The organism is Pseudomonas sp. RU47, from assembly GCF_004011755.1.
In the GTDB taxonomy this organism is placed as follows: domain Bacteria; phylum Pseudomonadota; class Gammaproteobacteria; order Pseudomonadales; family Pseudomonadaceae; genus Aquipseudomonas.
In genome coordinates this window covers 3,237,557-3,262,784 of sequence record NZ_CP022411.1, presented here as the reverse complement: position 1 = coordinate 3,262,784, position 25,228 = coordinate 3,237,557, and the positions used below count along the sequence as shown (strand labels likewise).

The following is a 25,228-nucleotide window of genomic DNA, read 5'->3' as shown; positions in this document are numbered from 1 at the left end:
CTCTGCCGAGCTACGGAATAGCCATCGGGCGACCCGTCCTGTCCGTTCGATTAGCGCTGATACATGACTGCTGCCTTGAGGTTAAGCCCATGACACCGCTCTATACCGCTCACCTGACGCACCGCCGAGGCCTGACCTTCTGGGGCCAGTGGCTGTGTGCGCTGTCGCTGACCACCGTGTTGCTGATGTTGCTCGTGCATTGGCGCGTCGGCAGTCTGAACAGCGAATACCGCATCCTGATCATTCTCGCCGTGCTCGGTTCGGTGCCGATTTACAGCGTGATGCAGGTCTACCACAAGCGCCATGGTCTGTTGGTCGGCCTCGGCCGATTGCTGGCTGGCTGGCTGATTCTGCTGGCCGTGCTCGCGGCTATTGCCTTCATCACCCAGACCAGCGCGATCTATTCACGCCAGGTGATTATTGTCTGGGCCGTGTTGGGTTTCGTGGTTCAGGCGGCGAGTTTTCTGCCCCTGCATTACTTCGCCCGGTTGCACTCGCGCAAGGTCTGCAAAGAACGCCGTTCGGTGATCATCGGCACCTGCCCGACGGCCCATGAGCTGGCGAAAAAACTCTCGCGACCGAACCGCGCGCTGGTGCTCGGTTTCATCGCTGCCGCCGACAATGCCGGCCCGGCCCCAAGCATTCTGCCGCTGCTCGGCAACGTAGCTGCGATCCGCGAGATCATCACGCGTCTGGAAGTGCGCCGCGTCTATATCGTGCTGACCATGGCGCATGCCGCGACCATCGAAGCGCTGTACATCGACCTCTTGGACATGAATGTCGACGTGGTGTGGATTCCGGATTTCGGCAGCATGGTGTTGCTCAACCATTCGATCTCGGAAATCGAGCGGATGCCGGCGATCTACCTCAATGAAAGCCTGATCAGCTCGCACCCGGCGAGTCTGTTTTGCAAGGACCTGTTTGAACGCAGCCTGGCCGGCGCGGCCATTATTCTGCTCAGTCCCTTGCTGCTGGCGGTGGCCGTCGCCGTCAAGCTGACCTCCGCAGGCCCGGTGCTGTTCAAGCAGGCCCGCCACGGTTGCAACGGTGAAGTGATCAAGGTCTGGAAGTTTCGTTCGATGCACGTCCACGACGATCGCGAGGTGCGCCAGGCCACCCGCGACGATGCCCGTCTGACCCCGATCGGCGGCTTCCTGCGCCGCAGTTCCATCGACGAATTGCCGCAGTTGTTCAATGTCGTGTCCGGCCAGATGGCCCTGGTCGGCCCGCGCCCGCATGCCGTCACCCACAACATTTATTACACCGGCAAGGTGCGCGCCTACATGGCCCGCCATCGCCTCAAGCCGGGTATCACCGGACTGGCCCAGATCACCGGCCATCGCGGCGAAACCGAGACCGTGGAAAAGATGCAGCTGCGCGTCGCCCAGGACCTCAACTACATCAACCAATGGTCGCTGTGGCTCGACATCAAAATCCTCATCAAGACGCCCTTCACGCTGTTCTCGAAAAATATCTACTGATCCCTGCCCGACCGCTTCAGCCCCGCCCTGCCCCTGCATTGACAACCTTCACCACGATCTGAGGTTTGACCATGAATGTGAGCGTATTCGGTATTGGTTACGTGGGCCTGGTCCAGGGCGCCGCACTGGCCGAGGTCGGGCACAACGTGCTCTGCGTCGATGTCGACGCGGCCCGGGTCGAGGCGTTGAAACAAGGCACGCTGCCGATCTACGAGCCGGGCCTGAAAAGCCTTGTGCGCGACAATTATCAAAGTGGTCGTCTGCGCTTCGGCACCGATCTGGCCGAGGCTGTTCAGCATGGTGATGTGCTGTTGATCGCCGTCGGCACGCCGCCCGACGAAGACGGTTCGGCCGATCTGCAATACGTGTTGAGCGTGGCGCAGACCATCGCGCTCAACATGGATCGGCATCAGATCATCGTCGACAAATCCACAGTACCGGTCGGCACGGGCGATCAGGTGCGTACGTGTATCGAGCAGGTGCTGGCCGACAGCGATCGCAGTCACCTGACGTTCGATGTGGTGTCGAACCCGGAATTTCTCAAGGAAGGCTGCGCGGTCGAAGACTGCATGCGCCCGGACCGGATCATCATCGGCACCGACAGCGCGCATGCCGAAGCGGTGATGCGCGAGCTGTATGAACCGTTCAATCGCAGCCGCGACAAAATCATTGTCATGGACCTTCGCAGCGCTGAGCTGAGCAAGTACGCCGCCAACTGCATGCTGGCGACCAAGATCAGCTTCATGAACGAAATGGCCTGCCTCGCCGAAAAGCTCGGTGCCGACATCGAAAAGGTCCGCCACGGCATCGGCGCCGACCCGCGCATCGGGTACCAGTTTATCTACCCGGGCGTGGGTTACGGCGGTTCGTGCTTTCCCAAAGACGTCAAAGCGCTGATCCATGCCGCGACCAGTGTCGATATCGACGCCCGCCTGCTCAAGGCTGTAGAGGCGCGCAACCAGGACCAGAAGGCCAGTCTGTACAGCAAGATTTTCAATCACTTCGACGGTCATCTGCGCGGCAAAACGTTTGCCCTGTGGGGCTTGAGTTTCAAACCCAATACCGACGACATGCGCGAAGCCCCCAGCCGCGTATTGATGGAGGCCTTGTGGCACGCCGGCGCCAACGTTCAGGCGTTTGATCCGAAAGCCATGGAAGAAGCCCAGCGCCTGTATGGCGCACGCGATGACCTGACGCTGGCGGGGACCAAGGAAGCGGCGCTGAAAAATGCCGACGCATTGATCATCGTCACCGAGTGGCAAGCGTTTCGCGCGCCGGACTTTGACTTGCTCAGCCGCCAGCTCAAACAACCGTTGATTTTCGACGGGCGCAATCTGTTCGATCCGCAGCGTTTGAGCAAACGCGGCTTCACCTACATCTCCGTGGGGCGGCCAACCCCTTCAGTTATTTGAAGGAGTCGCGCCATGTTGCAGCTGGAACTGGTCGGGCATTACTCGACGAAATTACTGGAGGCCAACCAGGCCTATTCCTTTATCAACTTTGCCTCCATTGGCAGCGTTTTCCAGCAGACTCCGGGCAGCGTCGCCTATTTCTGCGACGGCATGCTGATGTCGACCTTCATGTCGCGAGTGACCGGCAGGCCGATTGGCCGGGTCAGCTTTGACTTCACCTCGATCGCCGACCTTGTCCTCGGCAGCGCCGAGCAACTGGGCAAGCGCGTGTACTTCGTCGGTGCCCGGCAAGCCGAACTGGAGCTGTTCATCGTCAAGATCAGGGCGCTGTATCCACAGTTGACCATCGCCGGTTATCACAACGGCTATTTCGACGCCGCCGAAGCCGAAGACATTCGCGCTGACATCTGTCGCAGCGCCGCCGACATCCTCATTGTTGGCCTCGGCGCTGGGCTGCAAGAACAGTTCGAACAGGATGCCCTGCGCGCAGGCTTTCGTGGTGTCGCCTTCACCTGTGGCGGGTTCATCCGCCAGGAAGCCCTGGCCACGCGGCAATACTACCCGGCGCTGATCAACCGCCTGCACCTGCGCGCGTTCTATCGAATGTACCGCGAGCCGCACACGATCAAACGCTACGTCATCGATTACCCCAGCAACTTTTTGCACCTGCTGACAATGCTCGCCCGGCACAAAGTTGCCATCAGCGTGGGGGAATGACCATGCATATCCTCTTTATCCTCAAGGATTTCAAGTTGGGCGGTGGCGTCGAGCGCGTTCAGCAACGGTTGTCCGAGCAGTTCCTCAAGGACGGTCGCCGGGTGAGTTTTTTCGTCATCAACGCAGACGTGCCCGATACCCCGGGTGTGCAGCGCTTCAACGGCGGCGGCAGCGGTCTCGTCGGTTTGCTCAAGTCCATCGTCCTGTTGCGCCGGCTCATACAGCGTGAACGCATCACCCACCTGATTGCCGCCAAGGAGCAGGCCAACCTCTGCACCTGGTTCGCCACCTTGGGCCGTTTGTGCAAAGTCATCTATTGCCGCCACGCGACCCTCGATTGCAGTGAACAGAACACCGGCCCCGCCAGCCTGCGCGTGCTCTACAGCTTGTACCTGTGTGGTAGCGGCAAGGTCGTCACCGTCTCCAATGCCTTGCGCCAGACGCTTATCGAATTACTGCCCTGGGGTCAGCAGCGCATTCGGTATTGCCCCAATGCGGTTGTCACCGAGCAACTGTTTCAAGCCTCGCAGGCGCCGCTACCCGTTGGATTGCCCGGCGCTTACTGGTTGGGCCTGGGCCGTTTGGTCGAGCCGAAAGGTTTTCAGCTGTTGCTCGATGCCTACGCACTGGCGTTGCGCAGCGCAGCGCTGCCGGATCTGCTGATCGTCGGCGATGGCCCGTTGCGCGAGGCACTGACCGCTCAGGCCCGTCGTCTGGGCATCGCTCCGCGAGTGCATTTCACCGGATTCCTGAGCAACCCCTATCCGCTGCTCCGGCATGCGCAACTGTTCATTTTGAGTTCCGTGCAGGAAGGCATGCCGACGGTGTTGATCGAGGCGCTGGCACTGGGCACGCCGGTGTTGGCCAGCGATTGCGAAACCGGCCCCCGAGAACTGCTCGACAACGGCCGACTGGGCCAACTGGTGAAGGTCAACGACGTACCGGCGCTGGCCGACGGGATGCTGCGCAGCCTGACCCCACGCGATGACGTCACCTTCAGCGAAACCAGACTCACCGACACCCTGCGTCAGTACACCAGCCAGTACGCGGCGCAGGCGTATTACCAGGTATGGAATCAATGAAAAAGTTGCTGATCATCCTGCATGACCTCAGCGCCGGCGGTGCTGAAAAAATGATGGCGCGTCTGGCCGGAGCGCTGGTGGACGCGGGCAATGACGTGACCTTGCTGATGCTCACCGGCGGCGGCATTCACGCCGCGCACCTCGACCCGCGGGTGAAGAAGGTTGAGTTGAATAGCCCACGCAGCGTCCGTGCAGTGCCGGCACTCACGCGTTTTCTGCGGGCCAATCGCTTTGACGCACAACTGGCAGCCCTCACCCACGTCAACGTGGTGGCGATTGCGGCGGCGACGCTGTCCGGCACGCTGGCACGCCTGCACGTCAGCGAGCGCAATGCCTTTTCCCATGACAAACACGTCAACCCCGATTTCATGGTGCGGGTCGCGTACCTGCTGGCGCCGCTGTTGTATCGGCTGATTCCCAACCCGGTGATCTGTGTCTCGCGGGGTGTAGCCCAGGACCTGGTCGACACCACCGTGGCCCGCCGCCAGGACGTGACCATTGCCGATAACCCGGTGCTCGACAACGACTTTCGCGAGAAGACGCCCGGTCTGCCCAGCCACCGCTGGCTGCAGGAAAAATCCGGCCCGGTGATTGTCGCCGTGGGTCGACTGGCGCCGCAAAAAGGCTTCGACACCTTGATCAGCGCGTTCGCCGCATTACCGGCCAGCAATGCCCGCCTGATCATTTTTGGCGAGGGTGCTCTCCGGCCCAATCTGCTGGAACAGGCGCGCGCGCTGGGCGTGGCGGAGCGCTTCGATCTGCCGGGCTATGCCAATTCTCCGTTGGCAGAGGTCGCCGTCGCCGATTGCTTCGTGCTGTCGTCGCGCTTCGAAGGCAGCCCCAACGCGTTGGTAGAGGCGTTATCCACGGGCACGCCGGTGGTGGCAACCCGCTGTCCCCATGGCCCGCAAGACATCCTCGTTGGCGGTGTGGTCGCGCCACTGGTTGACGTCGACGATCCGCTCGCTCTGGCGCAGGCGATTGCCCTGCAACTGGCCACACCGCGCAATCTGCAACGTGAATTGCGCCTGGAGGCCGCGGCCCGATTCATCAATGCCAGCGCGGTGCAGACCTATCTCAAAGCGTTGATCGGGAGCCCGTCATCATGAGCACACTGGCGATCAGGTATTCAACATTACGCGACGGCTTCACCTTGTTCGGCGTGCTGTTCTACATCCAGGTGATTACCTTTGTCCTCAGCCTGGGCGGAGCCGCCAGCTTCGGTGACATCAACAAAGACCTCGAAGGCAACGTGGCCAATCAGATCTGCGGGCTGATCACACTGCTGGTACCGTTGTTTTTCTTCATCCGTAACAAGGTGTTCCTCAGCAAGACCTTTTATCGCAGCAACTTTTTCATGCTGCTGTTCTTGCTCTGTGTCATCGCGTCGATCGGCTGGTCCCACGACCCGATGCTGAGTTTCAAGCGCTTTATCGCGATGCTCAGCATGGTGTTTTTCGCCGGTTTCCTTGCCTACAACTATTCGCTGGAAAAAATCACCTTCATGCTCGGCTGCGCCATTGGCGTGGCGGCGTTGATCGGTTTGATCCTCGCGGTGGTCATGCCTGACGTTGCGTTCTTGTCCGGGGGGATTCGCGACGGCGCCTTCAAAGGGATTTTTGCCGAAAAGAATGCCGGTGCGCGGCTCAACGCGATCGCCATTCTGTTGTTGCTACCGATGATTCGCCGACGCAATCACTGGGCGCTGTTCTGCGCGTTTTTCTCGCTGATCGCGATCCTGCTCGCGCAGTCGGCGACCGGGGTCGCGCTGATTGTTTCCGGAGCGATCAGCTACTGGTACTTCCTGACCCTGATCCGTTTGCGCATCAACCATTCGCCGCTGATGTTTCTGGGCTGCACCCTCCTTTACCTGCTGGTGTGCCTGTTCCTCTACAGCAACTTTGCGGTGCTGCTGGAAATGGCCGGTCGTGACCCGTCATTGACCGACCGCACCTTGATCTGGGAACTGCTCGGGCCCTTTATCGACGGGCAGTTCCTCAAGGGTTACGGCTTCGGCGCCTTCTGGTCCAGCCCCGATGCCGATGGCTTCATTACCCGTTGGGGTTACATCGGTAACGCCCACAGCGGCTATGTCGAAACCCTGCTCAACGGCGGGATCATCCAACTGACGGCGCTGGCGCTGATGTTTGGCGAAGCCCTGCTCAAGCAGTACCGCGCCGTGACCGCGAACCAGACGGCGCAGTTTCGCGCCAGTGCGCTGGTGATCATCGGTTTGTTCGCCGTCACCAATTATGTGGCGTACGTGATCCCCAACTATCGCTCCGCCGAGTTTCTGGTGTTCTGCACTCTGGCCCTGTCTTTCCGCCATCACCTCGCGGTCTACCCCGCAACCTCAGCGGCAACGCAGCGTCAGCGTGTCTCTGGCAGAGCACTGCCGCGCGATTCAGCCAACGCGTAACCCAAGGAGAACCACCCGTGCCCAACCAAGCCCCCTCTTCCGTGGATTCAGTGTGCGTCGTCATCCCGATGTACAACGGCGCCGACAGCATTGAGCAGACATTAGCGTCGCTGGTCGGGCAAACCCGCCTGCCGGATCACGTCATCGTCATCGACGATGGCTCCACCGATGACGGCCCACAACGGGTCAGAAACTTCGTCGCGCCGTTTCGCCTGACGCTGCTGCAGCAAGCCAACGAAGGCCAGGCCAGCGCACGTAATCACGGCATGCGCCACTCGCAAGAAACCTTTGTGGCGATGCTCGATGCCGATGACCAGTGGCACCCGCAAAAGCTCGAACTGCAACTGGCCCTGTACGAAGAACTCAGTCGTCAGGGCCGGCCGGTGGGGTTGATCGACTGCTACGCGCAGGTCAATTACAGCGACGGCCGGCGGCAGCTGGACAACCGCCGCAAAAGCGGCAGGCACTTCTACGACTTCATCCACGCCAACGTCGTCAATGGCGTTTCCACTGCGCTGGTCAGGCGCGAGGTGATCATGCAGCTCGGTGGTTTCGATGCCAGCCTGCGTTACTCCGAAGACCGCTACATGTGGACGCGGATCGCCGAACACTGGGAGGTCCACACGGTGCCGCAGGTGCTGCTGGAGCGTACGGTCAACGGCGGCAACATGACCGCGCAACCGAAGAAGTACTACCAGAACAAGATCCATTTCATTGAGGTGTACCTCGCCCGCTACGGCGAGATGCTCAGCCAGCAACAACGGATCAATTTCGTCCTGAGCAACCACACCGATTTTCTCGAAGCGTTTTCCCGCCGCGGCGAGCACGACCAAGTGCTCGGCGTGTACCGGCGAATGCTCGAGTGCTCCTGGCAAGCGCTGATCTTCGCCAACGGCAAACCGACCTTGCGCTATCTCTATGCCCGCGCCAGAACATGGCGCAAGCCAACGGCGTCAACCCCAGCTCATTGAACCGGTACCCGCCATGGCCAATCACCGTCTGGTGACATTGAGCTGGATCTTCACCGAAAAATTCGGCCTGATCCTGCTGTCGATGATCACCTTTGTCGTCTACGCGAAGCTGCTGTCGCCGGCCGAGCTGGGTGTGGGCACGATCATCATTGCCATCGTCGAGCTGATTGGTCTGGTGTACTCATCGGTGCTGGAGGATCCGCTGGTACGCCTTGAACGGCTGGAAGACAAACACATTTCCACGGCTTTCTGGGCCGGGGTGCTCGTCAGTCTGGTGTCGATTGTCATCATCTCGCTCGCGGCATTCCTGTACACGCCCGACCCGCTGCTGCAATGGCTGACGGCAGTGGCCTCGGTGAAAATCCTGTTCACCATGATGGCGCGGGTCTATGTGGCGCAAATGCGCCGTAGCGGTAACTTCAAGATGCTCGCGTCGCGCACGTTACTGGGCAAAGTCGCGGGCGGCGTCGGCGGCATCGTAGTGGCGCTGTACGGTTGGGGTGCGTGGGCAGTGATTGCCCAGGCGCTGATCATGGAATGGGTGTCGATCATTGTTCTGATGGGTGCAGACCGGCGACGCATCGCGTTTGCCATCGACCGGACGGTCTTGCGCGAACTGTTGAAGGCCGGTGCACCGGTTGCAATCAATTCGCTGAGTTCACAAACCTTGCAGCGCGGCGTCAACGTGGTGCTGGGGATGACGGCCGGGGCGAACGCAGTCGGCATGTTCAACATGGCGATGCGCATCATCGAACTGCCGCGCACAGCGATTTATAACGGTCTGCTGAGTTATGCGTTGCCGGCGTTCGCCCGACGCAGTGCGGAACCCAAGCGCCTGCTCGGGATCATTGGCGACTCGACCGCCGTCAGCGGCTTTGTGTTGACGCCGCTGTTCATTGGCCTTGCGCTCACGGCCAACGACCTCATCCTGTTGATCTTCGGCGCCAAGTGGGCTGACGCCATTCCATTGTTGCAAGTGCTGGCCTGCACGGCGGCCATCGGCAACACCGCCATGTACGCCACCACCGCACTGGTGGCGGTCAACCGCAGCCACCTGACGATCAAGGCGGAAGTGCTGACTACCGTCCTCGCACTGGCGCTGGTCTACAGCCTCGGTAACGTTTATGGCGGCATGGCCGCAGCCGGCGCTCTGCTCGCGCGCATGTTGCTGATCACGCCACTGCAAATTCGCGGCCTCAACCTGGCCATCGGTTACAGCTGGCGGCGGTTTGTCGAGGCCAATTACCGCAGCGTGATTGCCTCGCTGGTCATGGCCGCGACCGTATTGCTGGTGTCACCGCAACTGGGCTTTCAAGGCTACCTGCACCTGATCGGCAACATCGCGCTGGGCGCGCTGAGCTACGCCGTGGCGTACAGCCTCATCCACCCGCACTGGCCGCAGGAATTCAAATCGGTTTTCACCGCCCGCTGATTCAGTCCCTGAGACAGGAAGACCTCACCATGCGCAAAACCACGTTGATTACTGGCGGGGCCGGTTACATCGGCTCGCATACCGCTTTGGCGCTCATCAATGCCGGGCACCGGGTGCTGGTGCTCGATAACCTGTGCAACAGCTGTCAGGAGTGCATCGCGCGCCTTGAGCAACTGACCTTGACCCGGATCGATTTCATCAAGGGCGACATCCGTGATTCCGACCTGCTGGACGACATCTTCCGGCGCTACGACATCGATGCCGTGGTGCATTTTGCCAGCCTCAAATCCGTCGCCGAAAGCGTGCGCAAACCGCTCGACTACTACGCCAACAATGTCGCAGGCACGCTTGACCTGTGCCAGGCCATGACGCGCAACAACGTCTTCCGCCTGGTGTTCAGCTCATCGGCCACGGTGTACGGCGAGCCGACCCGTACGCCGATTGCCGAAGACTTCGGCACCGGCAAACCGGTCAATCCGTATGGTCGCACCAAGCTGATGATCGAAGAATTGCTCACGGATTTGTGCGACTCCGATCCGCGCTGGAGCATTGGCCTGTTGCGCTACTTCAATCCGATTGGCGCCCACGAAAGCGGGATGATCGGTGAAGACCCGCGCGGCCGACCCAACAACCTGCTGCCGTGCCTGACCCAGGTCGCCATTGGCCGGATACCGGAACTCACGGTCTACGGCAGCGACTATCCCACCGTCGACGGCACCTGCGTGCGCGACTACATCCATGTGGTCGACCTTGCCATTGGCCACCTCAAGGCACTGCTGGTGTTGCAGCAGAACCACGGCATCCATTTCTGGAACCTCGGCACGGGGGTCGGCTACAGCGTGTTGCAGATCATCCACAGTTTCGAGGACATCACCGGCATCAGCATTCCCTACCGGTTTGCACCGCGCCGCGAAGGTGACATTGCCAAGTGTTGGGCCGACCCGGCCAAGGCCGGACGCGAGCTGGGCTGGACCGCGCAACGCGACCTGCCACAAATGATTGTCGATGCCTGGCGCTGGCAGTCGTGTAATCCGCAGGGGTATCAGTCTTCCTTCGAAATCCCCGCGCTGCTTGCTTTCAAATGATGCTCTTACGATCGCTGCCGGCGCTGCTGCTGTGGGTTGCGCTGACGGGCAACGCCGCACAAGCGCCGCCCAATGCCGGGCTGGTGCTGTGGCTGGACGCCGCCGATGCGTCCAGCCTGACCCTGGATACGCAGAACCGTGTGCAGCGCTGGAGCGATAAATCCGGCCAGTCCCATGACGCCAGGGTCGACGAAGGCACCGAGCAGCCACAAAAGATTGAAAACGCCGTGAATGGCCATGCCGTCGTGCGTTTAAGTGGTACTTCGGCGTTTATGGGCAAAAACATTCGCAGTGCAAAAGGGCCTGTCACGGTATTGGTCGTGTCCCGCCGATTGCCAGAACAGGCCGGCGTCGATCCGTGGCAGCGGTTGTTCAGTTCACGTGCGCAAACCGCTGACAACGATAACGTGCTGCCGAACTTCGCCATCAGCTTGGCGCAAACCACCGCGTATGAACCGACCGTTTCCGTCCTGGAACTGCAGGGTGTGCCGATCGGCCCGTATGCGGTCGGGCGCAATGCCGTCGGCACGTCGGAAAACTTTCGCGGCGATATCGCCGAGGTGCTGGTTTACGACCGCCCGTTTGCGTCCCTCGCCGAGCGCCAGCAGGCTTTTCAGTACCTTGCGCACAAGTGGTCAGTGGCCGTTCCCACCCACGCCGATACGTGGACCCGTGTCGGTCCGCTGGGCACGCTGCCGACCCGCACTCACGTTTATCTGCCGCTGTCCGATCAAACCAATGCCGGACGCTGGGTACTCGACACCAACCTGTCCGATGACTTCAACGGCAGCAGCCTCGACCCCACCCGCTGGCACGTCAACAATGCCATCGGCAATGAATCGCTCGGGCGCAAACCGGCGCTGTTCACTCCACGCAATGCTAGCGTCAGCAACGGCAACCTGAACATTGTCTTCCGCAAGGAAACCTTGCCGCAGAAGTACGTCGAGCTTGGCTTCAAGGATTACACCTCAGCCATGGTCCGTACCCGTGAACGCGGTTTCTACGGCTACTACGAAGCACGCGCCAAACCGATGAACTCCGCAGCGTCGAGCGCCTTCTGGCTGGCGTGGACGGGCTTCACGGACAACGCCACCGAAATCGATATCTTTGAAATTGGCGGTAAAACCAAAGGCGCAGCCTCGGATCGTTCTTACAACATGAACGCTCACTTATGGGCCACGCCGCAAAGTAAAGAACACATCGCCAACGGCAGCACCTGGATCAGCCCTTGGCGCCTGGCCAGTGATTTTCATGTCTACGGCTTCGACTGGCAGCCCGACACCCTGCGCTGGTACGTCGATGGCGTGCTGGTCAGGGAATCGAAGAACCGCCACTTCTTCTTCCCGATGCAGATCGTCTTTGACAGTGAGGCCATGTGGAAATGGTTCGGCGTGGTCGACGACGCTGACCTGCCGTCCACCTTCGAAGTCGACTACATCCATAGGTGGCAACGCGGTCCATAACCGTCACACAACGCTGGGACAGTCGATGCCCCCTCCTGCTGCCATAGCTTTCGCCTTGGGTCGAATTCCACTCGGCAGAGTCGTCAGTTCTCAATCAGCGCTAACACGTCCGGAGCGCCCAAACATGAACAACCGACGACTGAAGGAACTGGATTTGCTGCGCTTTCTGGCTGCGCTCGCCGTGGTGATTTTTCACTACGCGTTTCGCGGGTATGCGCGGGGCGACATGTCGGTCATGCCCTATCCGCTGCTGGCCGAGGTGGCCAAATACGGTTACCTGGGCGTGGAACTGTTTTTCATGATCAGCGGATTTGTCATCCTGATGACGGCTTCAAGCAACAATCTGCAGGTGTTTTTCATCTCCCGCGTGGTGCGCCTGTGCCCGGCATTCTGGGTGTGCTGCACGCTCACCTTTCTGATCACACTCGCCTTCGGACAGCCGAGATTCAGCGCGGATCTTTATCAATACCTGATCAACATGACGTTCCTTGGCGATCTGATCGGCGTCCCGCCCATCGACGGCGTGTACTGGTCACTGTTTGTAGAGATCAAGTTCTACCTGATGATCTCGATTCTCCTGGCCTTGAAGAAAATAGACAAAATCGAACCCTGCCTGGTGCTCTGGCTACTGGTCTCGGCCACCGCGGAAGTCCTCGCTTTCGAAAAGCTGCGCTCGATTCTCATCACTGATTACGCGGCCTACTTCATCGCCGGTGCCACGTTCTACCTGATCTGGGCGAAGGGCATGACAAAACTGCGCATTGCCCTGGTGGCGGGCGCATTGGCCTTGGCCACTTTCACCGCCATTACCTGGGCCGAGTCGATCGAAAGCAAATATGCGACGGAGTACGATCCCTCGATCATCGGCAGCGTCATTATCGTTTTCTTTATGACCTTCCTTTTGATCGCAACCAACAAAACAGCCGCCATCGGGCAATTGAACTGGACGACCCTGGGAGCGCTCACATACCCGCTGTACCTGCTCCATCAAATGATCGGTTTCATCATCTTCAACATGGCCTATCCGGCGGTGAATGCGCACCTGCTGCTGTGGGGCACCGTGGCTTTGATGATCGCTGCGTCCTATGTCATTCACGAAAAAATCGAAACGCCGATGGCCAGACTGATGAAAAGGTCCCTGTCATTTTCCTTCAATCGTCTACGGGCCGGTTAGCCGGCGGCGACGAAAGCTGAAGCGATTTAGCGAACCTTTCCCGCGAAAACAGCGTCCGAGCTAAGGCGTTAACGCTTACCGCTCACCACGAGGTTTCCGTTTGAAAGCAGCCATCGTCAGAAAATACCGTTTGATCATCAAGACTCTGGGCTATGTCGGCTGGGCGTTGTTCTGGCTGCTGCTCTGGGACATCGCCGTCACCGTCGATTTCATGTTGTTCCTCAACGCCAAGCTGAATCTGCCATTGATGCCCCTGACGTTATTGGGTTCGGCATTGATCGTGCTGATCAGTTTTCGCAACAGCAGCGCTTACAACCGCTGGTGGGAAGCACGCACGTTGTGGGGTTCGATGATCAACAATTCGCGCAGCTTCGCCCGCCAGGTGCTGACGTTGCTGGATGATCCCGATGGCGAGGTCAATCCGGTCAAGTCGACCCTGTTGCGCCGCCACGTCGCCTATGTGAATTGCCTCGCGGCGCATCTACAAGGCCAGCCTTGCCCTGAGGAAGTCCGCGCGTTTATTCCCGCCAATGAATTCGCCCGCAGTGGCACGACCAATAACTTTGCCAACGATATCCTCACCGGCTCGGCGTCCTTGCTGGCTCGGGAATACAAGGCCGGGCGCCTGGACAGCATTCGTCTGGCACGACTGGAGTCGACATTGGTGGACCTGTCCAACAGCCAGGGTGGCATGGAGCGGATTGCCAATACGCCGCTGCCCTACCCGTATGTGTATTTTCCGCGGCTGTTTATTTCGCTGTTCTGCCTGATCGTGCCGGTCGGACTGGTGGAATCGTTGGGCTGGTTCACACCGCTGGCCTCGACCGTGGTGGGCTTTATGCTGCTGGCCATCGAACGTATCGGCACCGATCTGCAAAGCCCGTTTCGCCACAGCGAGCACCAGATTCAGATGGAAGCCCTGTGCGAAACCATCGAGAAAAACCTGCAATCGATGCAGCGTGATTCCTTGGGCGATGTGCGCCGGCTTGAAGAGAACGCTTGAAGATGTCGGGAGCCGTCAACATGTCTGGCGGCTCCCGATGAAGTTAGAACGCTGGCACCACATCACCGTGATAACGCTCAAGAATGAACTGCTTCACTTGCGGTGAATTGAGCAGCGCGCCGAGCTTCTGCACCGCTGGAGCATTGGCCTTGTCGCGACGCACGTACAGGTAATTGGCGTACGGCGACTCCGAACTTTCGATAAACAGTGCGTCTTTGTGCGGCACCAGTTTGGCTTCCAGTGCGTAGTTGGCGTTGATCAACGCCATGTCGACCTGATTCAACACCCGCGGCAACATCGCCGCTTCCAGTTCCTGAAACTTCAGATGCTTGGGATTGCTGACGATATCCAGGCGCGTGGCCATGATGTTGTCAGGATCCTTCAGGGTGATCAGGCCTTGTTTGGCGATCAGCAGCAGCGCCCGACCGGAGTTGGTAGGGTCGTTGGGAATGGCAATGGTCGCGCCATCCTTGAGTTCGCTGATGTTTTTGATCTTCTTCGAGTAGGCACCGAACGGTTCGATGTGCACGGCGACGATCGGCACTTGATCGCTGCTCGGGCGGTCTTTTTTATAGGCCTCGTAATACGGTTTGCTCTGGAAGTAATTGGCGTCGAGCAAGCCTTCATCGGTCTGCCGGTCGGGTTGAATGTAGTCAGAGAAGACTTTGACATCCAGCGTCACCCCTTCCTTGGCCAGTTCCGGCTTCAAGAACTCGAGAATCTCGGCATGGGGCACAGGCACCACGGCGATTTTCAGGGTTTCGGCATAAGCATTGCCCATGGCGGCGACCAGCAGTGCTACGGAGAGCGCGACGCGTTTCACGATAGTTTTCCTTCGAAGCGTTTCAGGGAGAAAGAGGACAGGTCCAGGTCGCTCGAGCCGCGCATGCACCACTGCGCAAATGCTTCGCCGAGCGCGGCGGAATGCTTGAAACCGTGCCCGGAGCAGGCCGACACGAACAGCGTGTGTTGCAGCGACGGATGCTCGTCGATGATGAAATGACGGTCTGGCGTCACAGTGTAGGCGCAGACTGCCGACTTGAGGACTTTCGAGGTCACGCCGGCGATGCGGTTGTGCACCTGGTGCTCGTACATGTCCTGCGCTTCGGCCGCTGAAACCGTACGGTCGATGGCCTGCGCGGACGTTGAGGTGTGGTACTGCGCGGTGGCGATTTTCATGCTGCTTTCGCCGGGTAGCGCGGGAAAGCCGTAGTTGATTTTGTCGTCGCCGCGACCGTGGGTGAAGATGAACGTCGGTGAGTGGCCGACCAGTCCGGCGTTCTCTTCCAGTTCGAACCAGAACAGTTTCTGCCGGTAGACACTCAGCAGATTCTCATACGGCTCACCGAGCAACTCGCCGTTCCAGTTGCCCGCGCTGATCACCAGTTTGTCAGCGCGTAGCGTGCGCTGGTTGGTCGTGACTGTGACCCCTGCTTCGTTTGAGCTGATCGCCGTAACGGTCTCGCCTTTGTAGAGCGTCGCCCCGTTTTGCTCGGCCAGTTTGAGCTGAACATCGATGCAGCGCTCAGGGCGCACGAAGCCGCCGCCCGGTTCAAAATAGCCGATGGCCGAGTCGTGCACGTTGGCGAATTGCGGGAAGCGCTGGCGAATCTGTTCGGCGGACAGGACTTCGTGCTCGATGCCGTAAGTCCGCGCCAGGCCGATGGTGCGCAAGGTGAAGTCGGTCTGATCTTCAGGATCGAATTCGGCGCTCGACGTCAGCACCAACAGGCCCGATTGCTCGAACAAAGACTCGTCAGTCAGCGTCTCGAGTTCACGCCAGATGCGATGTGAGTTGCGCACGATGGGCACGTATTGCGCGCCTTCTCCGACCGAAAGCCGGGTAATGCGCGTATCGCCGTGGCTGGAACCGAGGTTGTGCGGCGGGTGATGGCGGTCGATGCCGACGACATTCACCCCCGCTTTCGCCAACTGGTAAACCGTGGCAGCGCCCATGGCACCCAAGCCCAGAACCACTACCTCACATCGTTCGGACATAAATAGCCACCTATCAAAAAGGCGCCAGTTGAGCGGTAAACCGTGGCGAATTCCAAGATTAAAAAAGCATATCCATATAGCTCGATGCGCCCATCAACCGCTCTGGGACGGGCTAACGGGCGGTTATTCGTCGCATTTACAACCCGGCGCAAATGATTTACGCCTGAGTGCACGGCAGACGATATCTGTCACAACTCACAATCAATCTGACAAAACAGCTATTTTTGTCCGCATTTCGACAGACATTTCCACATCTGAGTCCCCGGCAGGCGCGAGTCAAAACCGCGAACTACGCTTCACGTTGAAATTTGTGATTTAACTAGGTAGTTACCTAACTATATAATGCGTTCCTCATTTCAACGGGACACTCAACGTGAAGCAGAGTCAACGCCTCTCGGGCATATCAAAATTCATTCTGATCGGACTGGGCGTAGTCATCGCCCTGCTCGGCTTGGCGCTCGCTGCTGGCGGCGTGAAGTTGGTCAGCCTGGGAGGCTCGTGGTACTTCCTGGTGGGTGGCTTGGTCATGGCCGTTTCCGGTCTGCTGATTGCGCGCTTCAAGCTTGCCGGCGCGTGGTTGTTCGCCGCGTTCCTGGTGGGCACCGCGATCTGGGCGGTGAGCGATGCCGGCCTGGTGTTCTGGCCGGTGTTCTCGCGCCTGTTCATGTTCAGTGTGATCGGCCTGGTCGTGGCGCTGGTTTATCCGCAGCTCAAACGTGCCAACGGTGGCGTTGCCGGTCGCGGCGCTTACGCTGTGGCGGCGGTGCTGGCAGTCGGCGTGGTTGTAGCGGCCGGCAATATGTTTGTCGCCCATCCAACCGTGGCGGCAACCGGCACTGGCCCAGGCCTGACCCCGGTCGAGCCGGACAAGGCGCAAAAGGACTGGGCGCACTACGGTAATACCGAAGGTGGCAGCCGCTTCGCTGCGCTGGACCAGATCAACCGCAGCAACGTCGACAAGCTGAAAGTCGCGTGGACCTACCACACCGGTGACATCGCCGAGAGCGATGGCAACGGTGCTGAAGACCAGCTCACCCCGCTGCAGGTTGGCAACAAGGTGTTCATCTGCACCCCGCACAACAACCTGATCGCCCTCGATGCCGACACCGGTAAAGAGCTGTGGAAGAACGCGATCAACGCCCAGTCGAAAGTCTGGCAGCGCTGCCGTGGCATGGCTTATTTCGACGCCACCAAAGCGATTGCTCAGCCGAGCAACTCGTCGATCATCGAAGCCAAGCCTGCGCCGGCCGCCAATTGCCAGCGTCGTCTGCTGACCAACACCATTGATGCCCGTCTGATCGCAGTCGATGCGGACACCGGCGAGTTCTGCCAGGGTTTCGGCAACAATGGCCAGGTTGATCTGAAGGCCGGTCTGGGTAACGTGCCGGACAGCTACTATCAGCTGTCGTCCGCTCCGCTGATGGCCGGCACCACCGTGGTGGTTGGCGGTCGCGTAGCTGACAACGTGCAGACCGACATGCCAGGCGGCGTGATCCGTGGTTTCGACGTGATCACCGGCGCCATGCGTTGGGCCTTCGACCCGGGCAACCCGCAGGATAAAAAGGCTCCGGCCGACGGCAGCACTTATGTGCGCAGCACGCCGAACAGCTGGGCGCCGATGTCCTACGATCCGGCAACCAACACCGTGTTCCTGCCGATGGGCAGTTCGTCGACCGACATCTATGGTGTCGAGCGCAGCAAACTCGATCACACCTACGGTGCTTCGATCCTCGCGCTGGACGCCACCAGCGGTGATGAGCGTTGGGTATTCCAGACCGTGCACAACGACCTGTGGGACTTCGACCTGCCGATGCAGCCGAGCCTGATCGACTTCACCAAGGACGGCAAAACCGTACCGGCCGTGGTCATCGGCACCAAGGCCGGGCAGATCTACGTGCTCGACCGCGCCACCGGCAAACCGCTGACCGACGTGAAAGAAGTGCCGGTGAAAGCGGCGAACATCCCGAACGAACCGTACTCCCCGACTCAGCCGAAATCGGTGGGCATGCCAGAAATCGGTGCTCAGCACCTGACTGAATCGGACATGTGGGGCGCCACTCCGTACGATCAGTTGCTCTGCCGCATCGACTTCAAAGGCATGCGCTACGACGGCCTGTACACCGCGCCGGGCATGGACAAATCGCTGAGCTTCCCGGGTTCGCTGGGCGGCATGAACTGGGGCAGCATCTCCACTGACCCGGTACACGGCTTCATCTTCGTCAACGACATGCGCCTGGGTCTGTGGATTCAGATGATTCCGTCGCAGAACAAAGGCCAGGCCGCTGGCGGTGGCGAAGCACTGAACACCGGCATGGGCGCCGTTCCGCTGAAAGGCACGCCTTACGCGGTGAACAAAAACCGCTTCCTGTCGGTAGCCGGCATTCCGTGCCAGGCGCCGCCGTTCGGCACGCTGACCGCGATCGACATGAAGACCCAGAAAATCGCTTGGCAGGTTCCGGTCGGTACTGTTGAAGACACCGGTCCACTGGGCATCCGCATGCACCTGCCGATCAAGATCGGTCTGCCAACCCTCGGCGGCACGCTGTCGACGCAAGGTGGTTTGATCTTCATCGCTGGCACCCAGGACTTCTACCTGCGCGCCTTCAACAGCGGCAACGGTGAAGAAGTCTGGAAAGCACGTCTGCCAGTCGGCAGCCAGGGCGGCCCGATGACCTATGTTTCGCCGAAAACGGGCAAGCAGTACATCGTCATCACCGCGGGCGGCGCGCGTCAGTCGACCGATCGCGGCGACTACGTGATGGCTTACGCACTGCCGTAAACCACTGCGTCCACGTTAAGCGCGGCACCTTCGGGTGCCGCGCTGCTTTCCCCTATTGCTCAAGTTTTCTGCAGGAAGATTTACATGCTATCGGCTGTTGGTTTTTCCCGTTCCGACCTGTTCAAAGGCCTGTTGCTGGGCGTCGCGTGCACCACCACCCTCCCCGCGCTGGCCGATAACGATTCCGATCTGTTGACCCGCAGCACCCTTACCGGTGACTGGGGTGGCTTGCGTCACCAGATGGATGAACAAGGCATCAAGTTCACCGGCGACTACAGCGGTGAAATGGCATACAACGCCGATGGCGGCTTGCATCGCTCGGCGCGCTACTCGCAGAACATCAAGCTCGGCGTGCAGTTCGATCTGAGCAAGTTGTACGGCGTCGACAATGCCGGCAAGGTCCAGCTGACCATCAACGACCGTCGCGGCAACAGCGCTTCGGAAGACCTCGTCGGCAACCGTCTGCCCATTCAGGAAAACTACGGTGGCCTGTATACGCGACTGACCGAACTGAGTTACGAGCGCAGCCTGTTTACCCCGGCGCTCAACGTGAAGCTCGGTTACATGGCCATGGGTAATGACCTCGGCGGCCTCGACAGCGGCATTCTGTGCAACTTCATGAACGCCGGTTTCTGCGGCCATCCGCTGAACATGTCCGGTGGCAGCGGCTGGACCAACTACCCCAATGCCCATTTGGGCGTGCGGGTGAAATACGACCTGTCGTCCTCGTGGCAACTGCGCGTGGCCGCGTTCAACGTCGACCCGCAAAGCAACGGCAACTCCAGCCGCGCCTGGCATCTTGGCCCGAAACACACCACCGGCACCGTGGTGCCGATCGAGCTGGTGTACAAGCATGCGGGCGCCCTGCCCGGCGAATACAAGCTCGGTTACTACTACGACAGCTCCGACGTAAAACGCATTGGCAGCGACAAAGAAGTGTCCGGTCGCGGCGGTCATTACCTGCTGATCGATCAGGCCGTCTGGAACTCGCCGACGTCCGAAGGCCGCAGCCTGCACGCCTTCGGCCAATACTCGGCGGCCAGCGAAGCGGCTTCGCCGTTCAGCAAGTGGTACGGCACCGGGGTGGTTTTGTACAAACCATTCGAAGGTCGCCCGCGTGATACCGTCGCCCTGGGTTACGGCCGCGCCGTGCCGAACCCGCGCAGCCGTGACGTACTGCAGGACGCAGCATTGAACAACGGCACAGCGTTCCCGAACCTGGACAGCGCCGAGCAATTGATCGAACTCGGCTACGGTTATCAAGCCACGCCTTGGCTGACCCTGCGCCCGAATGTGCAGTACATCATCGAGCCGGGCGCGTTTTCCGGGCAGGACATCGACAATGCACTGGTGTTTGGTTTGCAGGTGAAAGCGGCGCTCTGATCTGCAAATAGCAGGCAATAAAAAACCCGGTTTGAATGCCGGGTTTTTTATTGTTTTCAAGATCACTTTTTCTTTTTAGCCGGCTTATCAGCCTTCTTCGAATCCTTGGCCTTTTCAGGCTTGCTATCCGCTTTTTTCGCAGACTTCTTCGGCTCGGCGTCTTTTTTCTTGTCTTTCTTGTCCTTGTCGGAGGACTTTGAAAGCGCCGAAGCCGCCGCTGATTTCTTCTCGGGTGATGACTTTTTGTCTTTCAAGTCCTTGCTGGCTTTCGAAGCGTCACCTTTGTCTTTGCTTTTCTTTTCGTCTTTAGCCACGTTGACCACCTCTCGGAGTGTGCCGTTATTGACACAGCGCCTGTGCGATTGACCACAAGCTAATCATTAGGCGAGCAGGTTCCGAGGCCGTTCAGATTATTTTCAGGCGTTGAAACAGGCCAAATGAAGGCAGCGCCGAATGCCGCCAGCGCCACCTTCAGCGACTGCCGGTTAATCAGGCCTTGTTGCCAGCCTCCTGGAGCGCCTTTTCAGCGTTGAAGCCGTCGAAGTTTTCGAACACACCCATGAAGCCAGGCACGGTCACCTCTCGCGCCCAGTCGCGCTGCAGCTCGCAGTACATTTGCACGCGGCTGATGAGCTTCGCCCCCGCCTGTTCCATTCGGCGCAACGCCGCCTCGTGGGCGGCGAGCGATGTGCCGCCCACCGCATCGACCGGCACATAAACCTCATAGCCTTCCTGGATCGCGTCGAGCACCGGGAAGGTCAGGCAGGCTTCGGTCCACAGCGCGGTCATGATCAGTTTCTTGCGCCCGAGCGCTTTGACTGCCTGCTTGAACTCGGTGTCCTCCCAACTGTTGATCGAAGTGCGGTCATAGATCGGCAGATGACCAAGCACCGCTTGCAACTCTTGAATCGGTGGTTTGTTGCGGCCCGTCGCGACATTGACGGTCGAGTGGATGATCGGCAGGTTGTAGTTGACCGCCGCTTTCGCAACGCTGGTGATGTTGAAGACCAGTTCATCGCGTGGCATCGAGCGGATCGAGGACACCTGAACCGGTTGATAGTCGATGACGATCAATGCTGAATTCTCGGGCGTCAGCAGTTGATCGGTGTGGGGGTTGCGGATTGCTTCGCTTGCCATTTGCAGGTCCTTTTGTATGGGTAACGCACGTCGGTGCAGCGGCCGTGGCCCGTGCGGCTGATGGGTTCCAGAGCACCGGCGTGTGACGCCGCGCCTGGAAAACCCATTGTGCTGTTCCCCTACTCGCGGCAGTAGTAGCATCCCGAGGCGAACTGTGTCGCGCAAAGGGGAACGCAAAAATGGATATCGAAGAACTGCAGACCTTCGTGGAAGTGGCGGATGCCGGGGGCATTTCACAGGCAGCACTGCGGCTCGGGGTCTCGAAATCAATCGTCAGCCGCCGTCTGGCCCGGCTCGAAGCAGAACTGGGCGTGCAATTGCTGGCACGCTCGACTCGCGGGGCTTCACTCACTGAGGCTGGCGCGACATTTCGCGATTACGCCGCCCGAGTCTGCAGCGAAATCGACATCGCCAAGGAAACCATCCTGCCCGCCGGCGCCCTGCGCGGTCGCTTGCGCGTAGCAGTGCCGTTGTCGTTCGGGCCGACGCACTTCGCCCCGGTGCTGGCGGAAATGGCTCGCCGTCACCCTCAATTGCACATGCAGACCTGCTATAGCGATCGCTTCGTTGACCTGATTACCGAGGGCTACGATTGCGCCATTCGCGTGGGTTATCTGCAGGACTCCAATTTGATCGCAAGGCGTATCGGCCCGGTCTACACCAAGCTCGTCGCAAGCCCCGACTACATCAAAGCGCACGGCGCCCCAGAAACCCCGGACGAACTGCACGCCCATCAGGCGCTCATGCAAGGCACCGAAGCCTGGCAATTCATGGCGGCTGACAAGATCATCACGGTGCGCCCGCAAGGACGCTTCAAGGCTGACAACGGCACTGCCCTCGCCGCGGCCGCGACTGCCGGCCTCGGCGTCGCCTACTTGCCCGATTGCCTCACCCACGAACACATCGCCTCGGGTGCACTCGTGCCGATCATGACCAACCATCCACCGCCCCCGGCCGGTGCCTACCTCCTCCGCGCGCCAGGCCCGCATCCCGCGCGCAAGATTCGCGTGCTCACTGATCTGCTGATCGAGTACTTCGGCGAATCGCCGCACCTCGCGGTGCAGCCGCTGTCACAGCACGATGAAGCGCCGGCGTTTAGCTGAGGAAAGATCAAACCTGAAGCCATGAGAGGAGAATTGAGGTGCCGCCACGCCTGCAAAGCCCAACGCGTCGGACTGCCTTCTTGGCAGACACCACGGCGCTGATCCTGTTTTTCACCACCACCGGCATCATCAATGAACGTTTCATTGCCGGCATGACGTGGGATCAGGTTCTGCAGGCGCGCCTGCTGGGTGCGGCGCTGATGATTCCGGTCGCACGACCTTACGGCCTATGGCGGGATTGGGTGATGACGCGCGCCGGTCCAGGTCGGGTGTCGAGGTTGTTGTGGGACAGCATCGCCCTGGTCAGTTTTCAGGTGCCGATCTATGCCGCGATCATTGCCTTCAGTGGTGCATCGGGCGAAGGATTGATGCGCGGCACGCTGGGTGCGGCGGTGATGATGCTGGTTCTGGGGCGGCCTTATGGGGCGTTTCTTAACGGGGTGCGGAGGCTGTTTGGCTTGCCTCCGGGTGGGGACAGACCGATGTCGTTGAAGGGTTGAATCAACAGCCGGAAGCAGTCGCTCGAGAATTACCGCCGACGCAGCTTCTTGATGAGTAGAAAGCTTCCTCCCACTCCTACAATCGGGACGGTGGTTCACGTCCTGCATTGATCTGTGAAAAGACATGGTCTGGATCTGCCTGGCACCAATATTTGAACAGTAGGCTTGGTTCGGAATCTGCAAAATACTGACTCAGAATGCTCTCGGCGGGGATCGTCAATTTGGGTTCAGGCCATTGCTGAGCTAAAACACCTACGTCTTTGCCCGATAAACAAATAATCCACGTCGCCTTGCCTCCACTGATGGCAGGCAAGTACCCCATACCTTGGATCGCTTCGCACAATGTGCGCAGTGTTAGCGTTGGATCAAGCTTGATTGATGTTCCATGACTTTCCAGATCATCCCCGGCATGCACGCTATCCCGATCAATGCTGATGACACACATCAATGCTCCTTGCCAACGTCGTGCGGTTACTTGAATGACAGTTCCCAGTCGATCTTATACCCCCTCCCCCGGTGCGAACCTATGAATCTCTTCCACGCTGCAAATGGCCATTTACTTATCGAATTCGGTGAGTTGTCGGATGCCGACTGGAAGTCGCTGGAAAGCAAACTGGTTGATGCCTGGGGCTTTCGACGCGTGGGCGAAGTCGTTGTCGGCCTGGACGGAACAATCTGTCCCGACTTCGAGCGCCAGGACCTGACGCTCGCTGCAGGTTGGGACATCTGGTTAGGGTATCACTTGCTGTCTGAGTGCGCCGCCGGCGACGATTTTTTGCAAAGAATGTGTGATGAGCTGCAGTTCTGAGGTATCCATTTTCGGGATTTCAGGTAAAGACCACATTTATAAAACATTTCGTGTTGACAGATTTATTTGCGAAAAAATGTATAGCCAACAATGTAAGTGCCTAGTTTGTTAGTGCGAGCAGTCACCCACACGGCATATATACCGCGACCAATTTGCTCGTTCAAATCTGATTTGTTTGTGCAGAGTTCAATCCTGCGATCCGTGTCTGGAACACTGATCCACAGACCAGCCTCGCAACGACTGTATTTCCCGATGGGCGGCCCTGGATAAGTAACTTCATACGCAGACTCATAACTGACAGTTTCACCAGGCAACAGGTAGGCGGCGACAGAATAACAATTTAGAGAAAACATCAAACTCAGGCAGAAACCACCCAAAAAAGACTTTATCGTGCTTCTTGCCGTTGTGCCGGCGCGAATTGTCGGAACTGCAAAAACAACCCCAAAAATAGCGCCAGTCAGCAGGTATGTCGTCAACTCCGGAATTTCCGGCATTAAAATTGTTCGTGATGAAATGTTGGCGGCCCAAAAAAAATAATTAATCCACGCCCCCGCAAGTAAAACCACAACAGCTGTAATAACTCGTTTCTTCATTGTTTTCTTTGGTGAGCCAGGCCTTGTTTCTTGCATGCTATTTCCAGGTAATGCTTGGGTAGTTTATTAAGCGCGTCTCTGAAGTTATCTGTGGTTTCCTGGTCTCAGTATCCCTTGTTCCGATAAGCATCAGTATCACGTTGCATCAGGAACCATGTTTTGTCCCTTATTCTCTTTCAAGATTTCGTTTCAGACGCCCAAGGTCCCTATTGACCAGCAACTTATGGACCAAACCCACCGGCAACATGTAGATGCGCCCAAAGACGTTATGCGTTACGACAGAGGATGTGATCGTAAACACACAATCTGTTATCGAAAGGCAAATCATGACATCCAGATGTCGGTCGCGCACGCTCAGAACGAGCAGGTCGGGGGCAGTATGCTCCACCAGAAAAAAATCCAGCTTTTCTCCAGTCTGTACGGTTTCTCGCCTGGCGCCGGAGAACCCGCCGATGCGCTTCACCCCGAACAGTGAGGAAATCACGTCCCTCGTCCGAAAAGCCAGTCGCATGAACAGCCCCGGCTTGGCCCTCATGAAGTTCCAGGCATCAAGAGTGGTTATCTCAACAGGTAGAGGCATCGAACTGCTGTGATAGTAATCAAGATCGGGCAATGCACTCAGGGTGTGAGCGGGTGATGTGTTGGCCATGCATGTTTCCTGTCGGTGGTCCGACTCGTCACTCGACAA

The 25,228-nt window shown here is 59.0% G+C and carries 24 protein-coding genes; 17 read left to right on the top strand and 7 right to left on the bottom strand.

Annotated features, from left to right (window positions below):
- Positions 1-89: 89 nt before the first annotated feature.
- The 12 genes from CCX46_RS14730 to CCX46_RS14675 all read left to right on the top strand — a co-directional run bounded on the left by CCX46_RS14730 (position 90) and on the right by CCX46_RS14675 (position 14,239).
- The gene (locus CCX46_RS14730) at positions 90-1,481 is read left to right on the top strand and encodes an undecaprenyl-phosphate glucose phosphotransferase (RefSeq protein WP_127927516.1); all 1,392 of its coding nucleotides are present in this window, start codon (positions 90-92) and stop codon (positions 1,479-1,481) included.
- 71 nt (positions 1,482-1,552) lie between these two features.
- Positions 1,553-2,893 (top strand): UDP-glucose dehydrogenase family protein, encoded by a 1,341-nt coding sequence (locus CCX46_RS14725; RefSeq protein ID WP_127927514.1) that lies wholly within the window; start codon positions 1,553-1,555, stop codon positions 2,891-2,893.
- A 12-nt stretch (positions 2,894-2,905) separates the two neighbouring features.
- Positions 2,906-3,610 carry a WecB/TagA/CpsF family glycosyltransferase gene (locus tag CCX46_RS14720; RefSeq protein ID WP_127927512.1) on the top strand — a complete coding sequence of 235 codons (705 nt, stop codon included), beginning with the start codon at positions 2,906-2,908 and terminating at the stop codon, positions 3,608-3,610.
- A gap of 2 nt (positions 3,611-3,612) precedes the next feature.
- The gene (locus CCX46_RS14715; RefSeq protein ID WP_127927510.1) at positions 3,613-4,692 is read left to right on the top strand and encodes a glycosyltransferase; all 1,080 of its coding nucleotides are present in this window, start codon (positions 3,613-3,615) and stop codon (positions 4,690-4,692) included.
- Positions 4,689-5,801, top strand: a complete 1,113-nt coding sequence (locus CCX46_RS14710) for a glycosyltransferase (protein ID WP_127927508.1) — start codon at positions 4,689-4,691, stop codon at positions 5,799-5,801. The genes CCX46_RS14715 and CCX46_RS14710 overlap by 4 nt, the downstream gene beginning before the upstream one ends.
- Positions 5,798-7,111: an O-antigen ligase family protein gene (locus CCX46_RS14705; protein WP_127927506.1), complete on the top strand. Its 1,314-nt coding sequence runs from the start codon at positions 5,798-5,800 to the stop codon at positions 7,109-7,111. Before CCX46_RS14710 ends, CCX46_RS14705 begins: the two co-directional genes overlap by 4 nt.
- A gap of 17 nt (positions 7,112-7,128) precedes the next feature.
- A complete protein-coding gene (locus tag CCX46_RS14700) occupies positions 7,129-8,082 on the top strand; it encodes a glycosyltransferase family 2 protein (protein WP_127927504.1) in 954 nt (317 codons plus the stop codon).
- A 13-nt stretch (positions 8,083-8,095) separates the two neighbouring features.
- Positions 8,096-9,514, top strand: coding sequence for an oligosaccharide flippase family protein (locus CCX46_RS14695; RefSeq protein ID WP_127927502.1), 1,419 nt, complete (start codon positions 8,096-8,098; stop codon positions 9,512-9,514).
- Between the two features lie 29 nt (positions 9,515-9,543).
- Positions 9,544-10,599, top strand: coding sequence for a UDP-glucose 4-epimerase GalE (gene galE / locus CCX46_RS14690; RefSeq protein ID WP_127927500.1), 1,056 nt, complete (start codon positions 9,544-9,546; stop codon positions 10,597-10,599).
- Entirely contained in the window at positions 10,596-12,062 is a 1,467-nt protein-coding gene (locus CCX46_RS14685; RefSeq protein ID WP_238704407.1) for a family 16 glycosylhydrolase, read from the top strand. The genes galE and CCX46_RS14685 overlap by 4 nt, the downstream gene beginning before the upstream one ends.
- Positions 12,063-12,216: 154 nt before the next feature.
- Complete coding sequence (locus CCX46_RS14680) at positions 12,217-13,236, top strand: acyltransferase family protein (RefSeq protein ID WP_238704406.1); 1,020 nt, start codon at positions 12,217-12,219, stop codon at positions 13,234-13,236.
- Between the two features lie 100 nt (positions 13,237-13,336).
- Positions 13,337-14,239, top strand: a complete 903-nt coding sequence (locus CCX46_RS14675) for a bestrophin family protein (protein ID WP_127927498.1) — start codon at positions 13,337-13,339, stop codon at positions 14,237-14,239.
- A 43-nt stretch (positions 14,240-14,282) separates the two neighbouring features.
- On the opposite strand, the gene CCX46_RS14670 is transcribed toward CCX46_RS14675, so the two are convergent.
- Complete coding sequence (locus CCX46_RS14670; RefSeq protein ID WP_095112128.1) at positions 14,283-15,062, bottom strand: MetQ/NlpA family ABC transporter substrate-binding protein; 780 nt, start codon at positions 15,060-15,062, stop codon at positions 14,283-14,285.
- Positions 15,059-16,237 (bottom strand): N-methyl-L-tryptophan oxidase, encoded by a 1,179-nt coding sequence (gene solA / locus CCX46_RS14665; protein WP_127927496.1) that lies wholly within the window; start codon positions 16,235-16,237, stop codon positions 15,059-15,061. Before solA ends, CCX46_RS14670 begins: the two co-directional genes overlap by 4 nt.
- 373 nt (positions 16,238-16,610) lie before the next feature.
- Between solA and CCX46_RS14660 the strand changes: the two genes are divergently transcribed.
- Together CCX46_RS14660 and CCX46_RS14655 are read left to right on the top strand one after the other, a co-directional pair.
- Positions 16,611-19,016 (top strand): glucose/quinate/shikimate family membrane-bound PQQ-dependent dehydrogenase, encoded by a 2,406-nt coding sequence (locus CCX46_RS14660; RefSeq protein ID WP_127927494.1) that lies wholly within the window; start codon positions 16,611-16,613, stop codon positions 19,014-19,016.
- Between the two features lie 84 nt (positions 19,017-19,100).
- Positions 19,101-20,399, top strand: coding sequence for a carbohydrate porin (locus CCX46_RS14655; RefSeq protein WP_127927491.1), 1,299 nt, complete (start codon positions 19,101-19,103; stop codon positions 20,397-20,399).
- Between the two features lie 62 nt (positions 20,400-20,461).
- Here CCX46_RS14655 and CCX46_RS14650 read toward each other — a convergent pair whose 3' ends face one another.
- Positions 20,462-20,722 carry a hypothetical protein gene (locus tag CCX46_RS14650; RefSeq protein ID WP_163013585.1) on the bottom strand — a complete coding sequence of 87 codons (261 nt, stop codon included), beginning with the start codon at positions 20,720-20,722 and terminating at the stop codon, positions 20,462-20,464.
- Between the two features lie 166 nt (positions 20,723-20,888).
- Positions 20,889-21,536: a hydrolase gene (locus CCX46_RS14645; RefSeq protein ID WP_127927489.1), complete on the bottom strand. Its 648-nt coding sequence runs from the start codon at positions 21,534-21,536 to the stop codon at positions 20,889-20,891.
- 179 nt (positions 21,537-21,715) lie between these two features.
- On the opposite strand from CCX46_RS14645, the gene CCX46_RS14640 reads away from it, so the two are divergent.
- Entirely contained in the window at positions 21,716-22,639 is a 924-nt protein-coding gene (locus CCX46_RS14640) for a LysR family transcriptional regulator (RefSeq protein ID WP_127927487.1), read from the top strand.
- 80 nt (positions 22,640-22,719) lie between these two features.
- Positions 22,720-23,139, top strand: a complete 420-nt coding sequence (gene alaE, locus CCX46_RS14635; protein ID WP_238704405.1) for an L-alanine exporter AlaE — start codon at positions 22,720-22,722, stop codon at positions 23,137-23,139.
- 76 nt (positions 23,140-23,215) lie between these two features.
- Here the strand turns inward: alaE and CCX46_RS14630 are convergent, their stop codons facing one another.
- A complete protein-coding gene (locus tag CCX46_RS14630; protein ID WP_127927483.1) occupies positions 23,216-23,584 on the bottom strand; it encodes a hypothetical protein in 369 nt (122 codons plus the stop codon).
- Between the two features lie 81 nt (positions 23,585-23,665).
- Here CCX46_RS14630 and CCX46_RS14625 point away from each other — a divergent pair, with 81 nt between their 5' ends.
- Positions 23,666-23,947 (top strand): hypothetical protein, encoded by a 282-nt coding sequence (locus CCX46_RS14625; protein ID WP_127927481.1) that lies wholly within the window; start codon positions 23,666-23,668, stop codon positions 23,945-23,947.
- A 62-nt stretch (positions 23,948-24,009) separates the two neighbouring features.
- Here the strand turns inward: CCX46_RS14625 and CCX46_RS14620 are convergent, their stop codons facing one another.
- Positions 24,010-24,576: a hypothetical protein gene (locus tag CCX46_RS14620; RefSeq protein ID WP_127927479.1), complete on the bottom strand. Its 567-nt coding sequence runs from the start codon at positions 24,574-24,576 to the stop codon at positions 24,010-24,012.
- Positions 24,577-24,706: 130 nt separating this feature from the next.
- Complete coding sequence (locus tag CCX46_RS14615) at positions 24,707-25,189, bottom strand: DUF2867 domain-containing protein (protein ID WP_127927477.1); 483 nt, start codon at positions 25,187-25,189, stop codon at positions 24,707-24,709.
- Positions 25,190-25,228 lie beyond the last annotated feature (39 nt).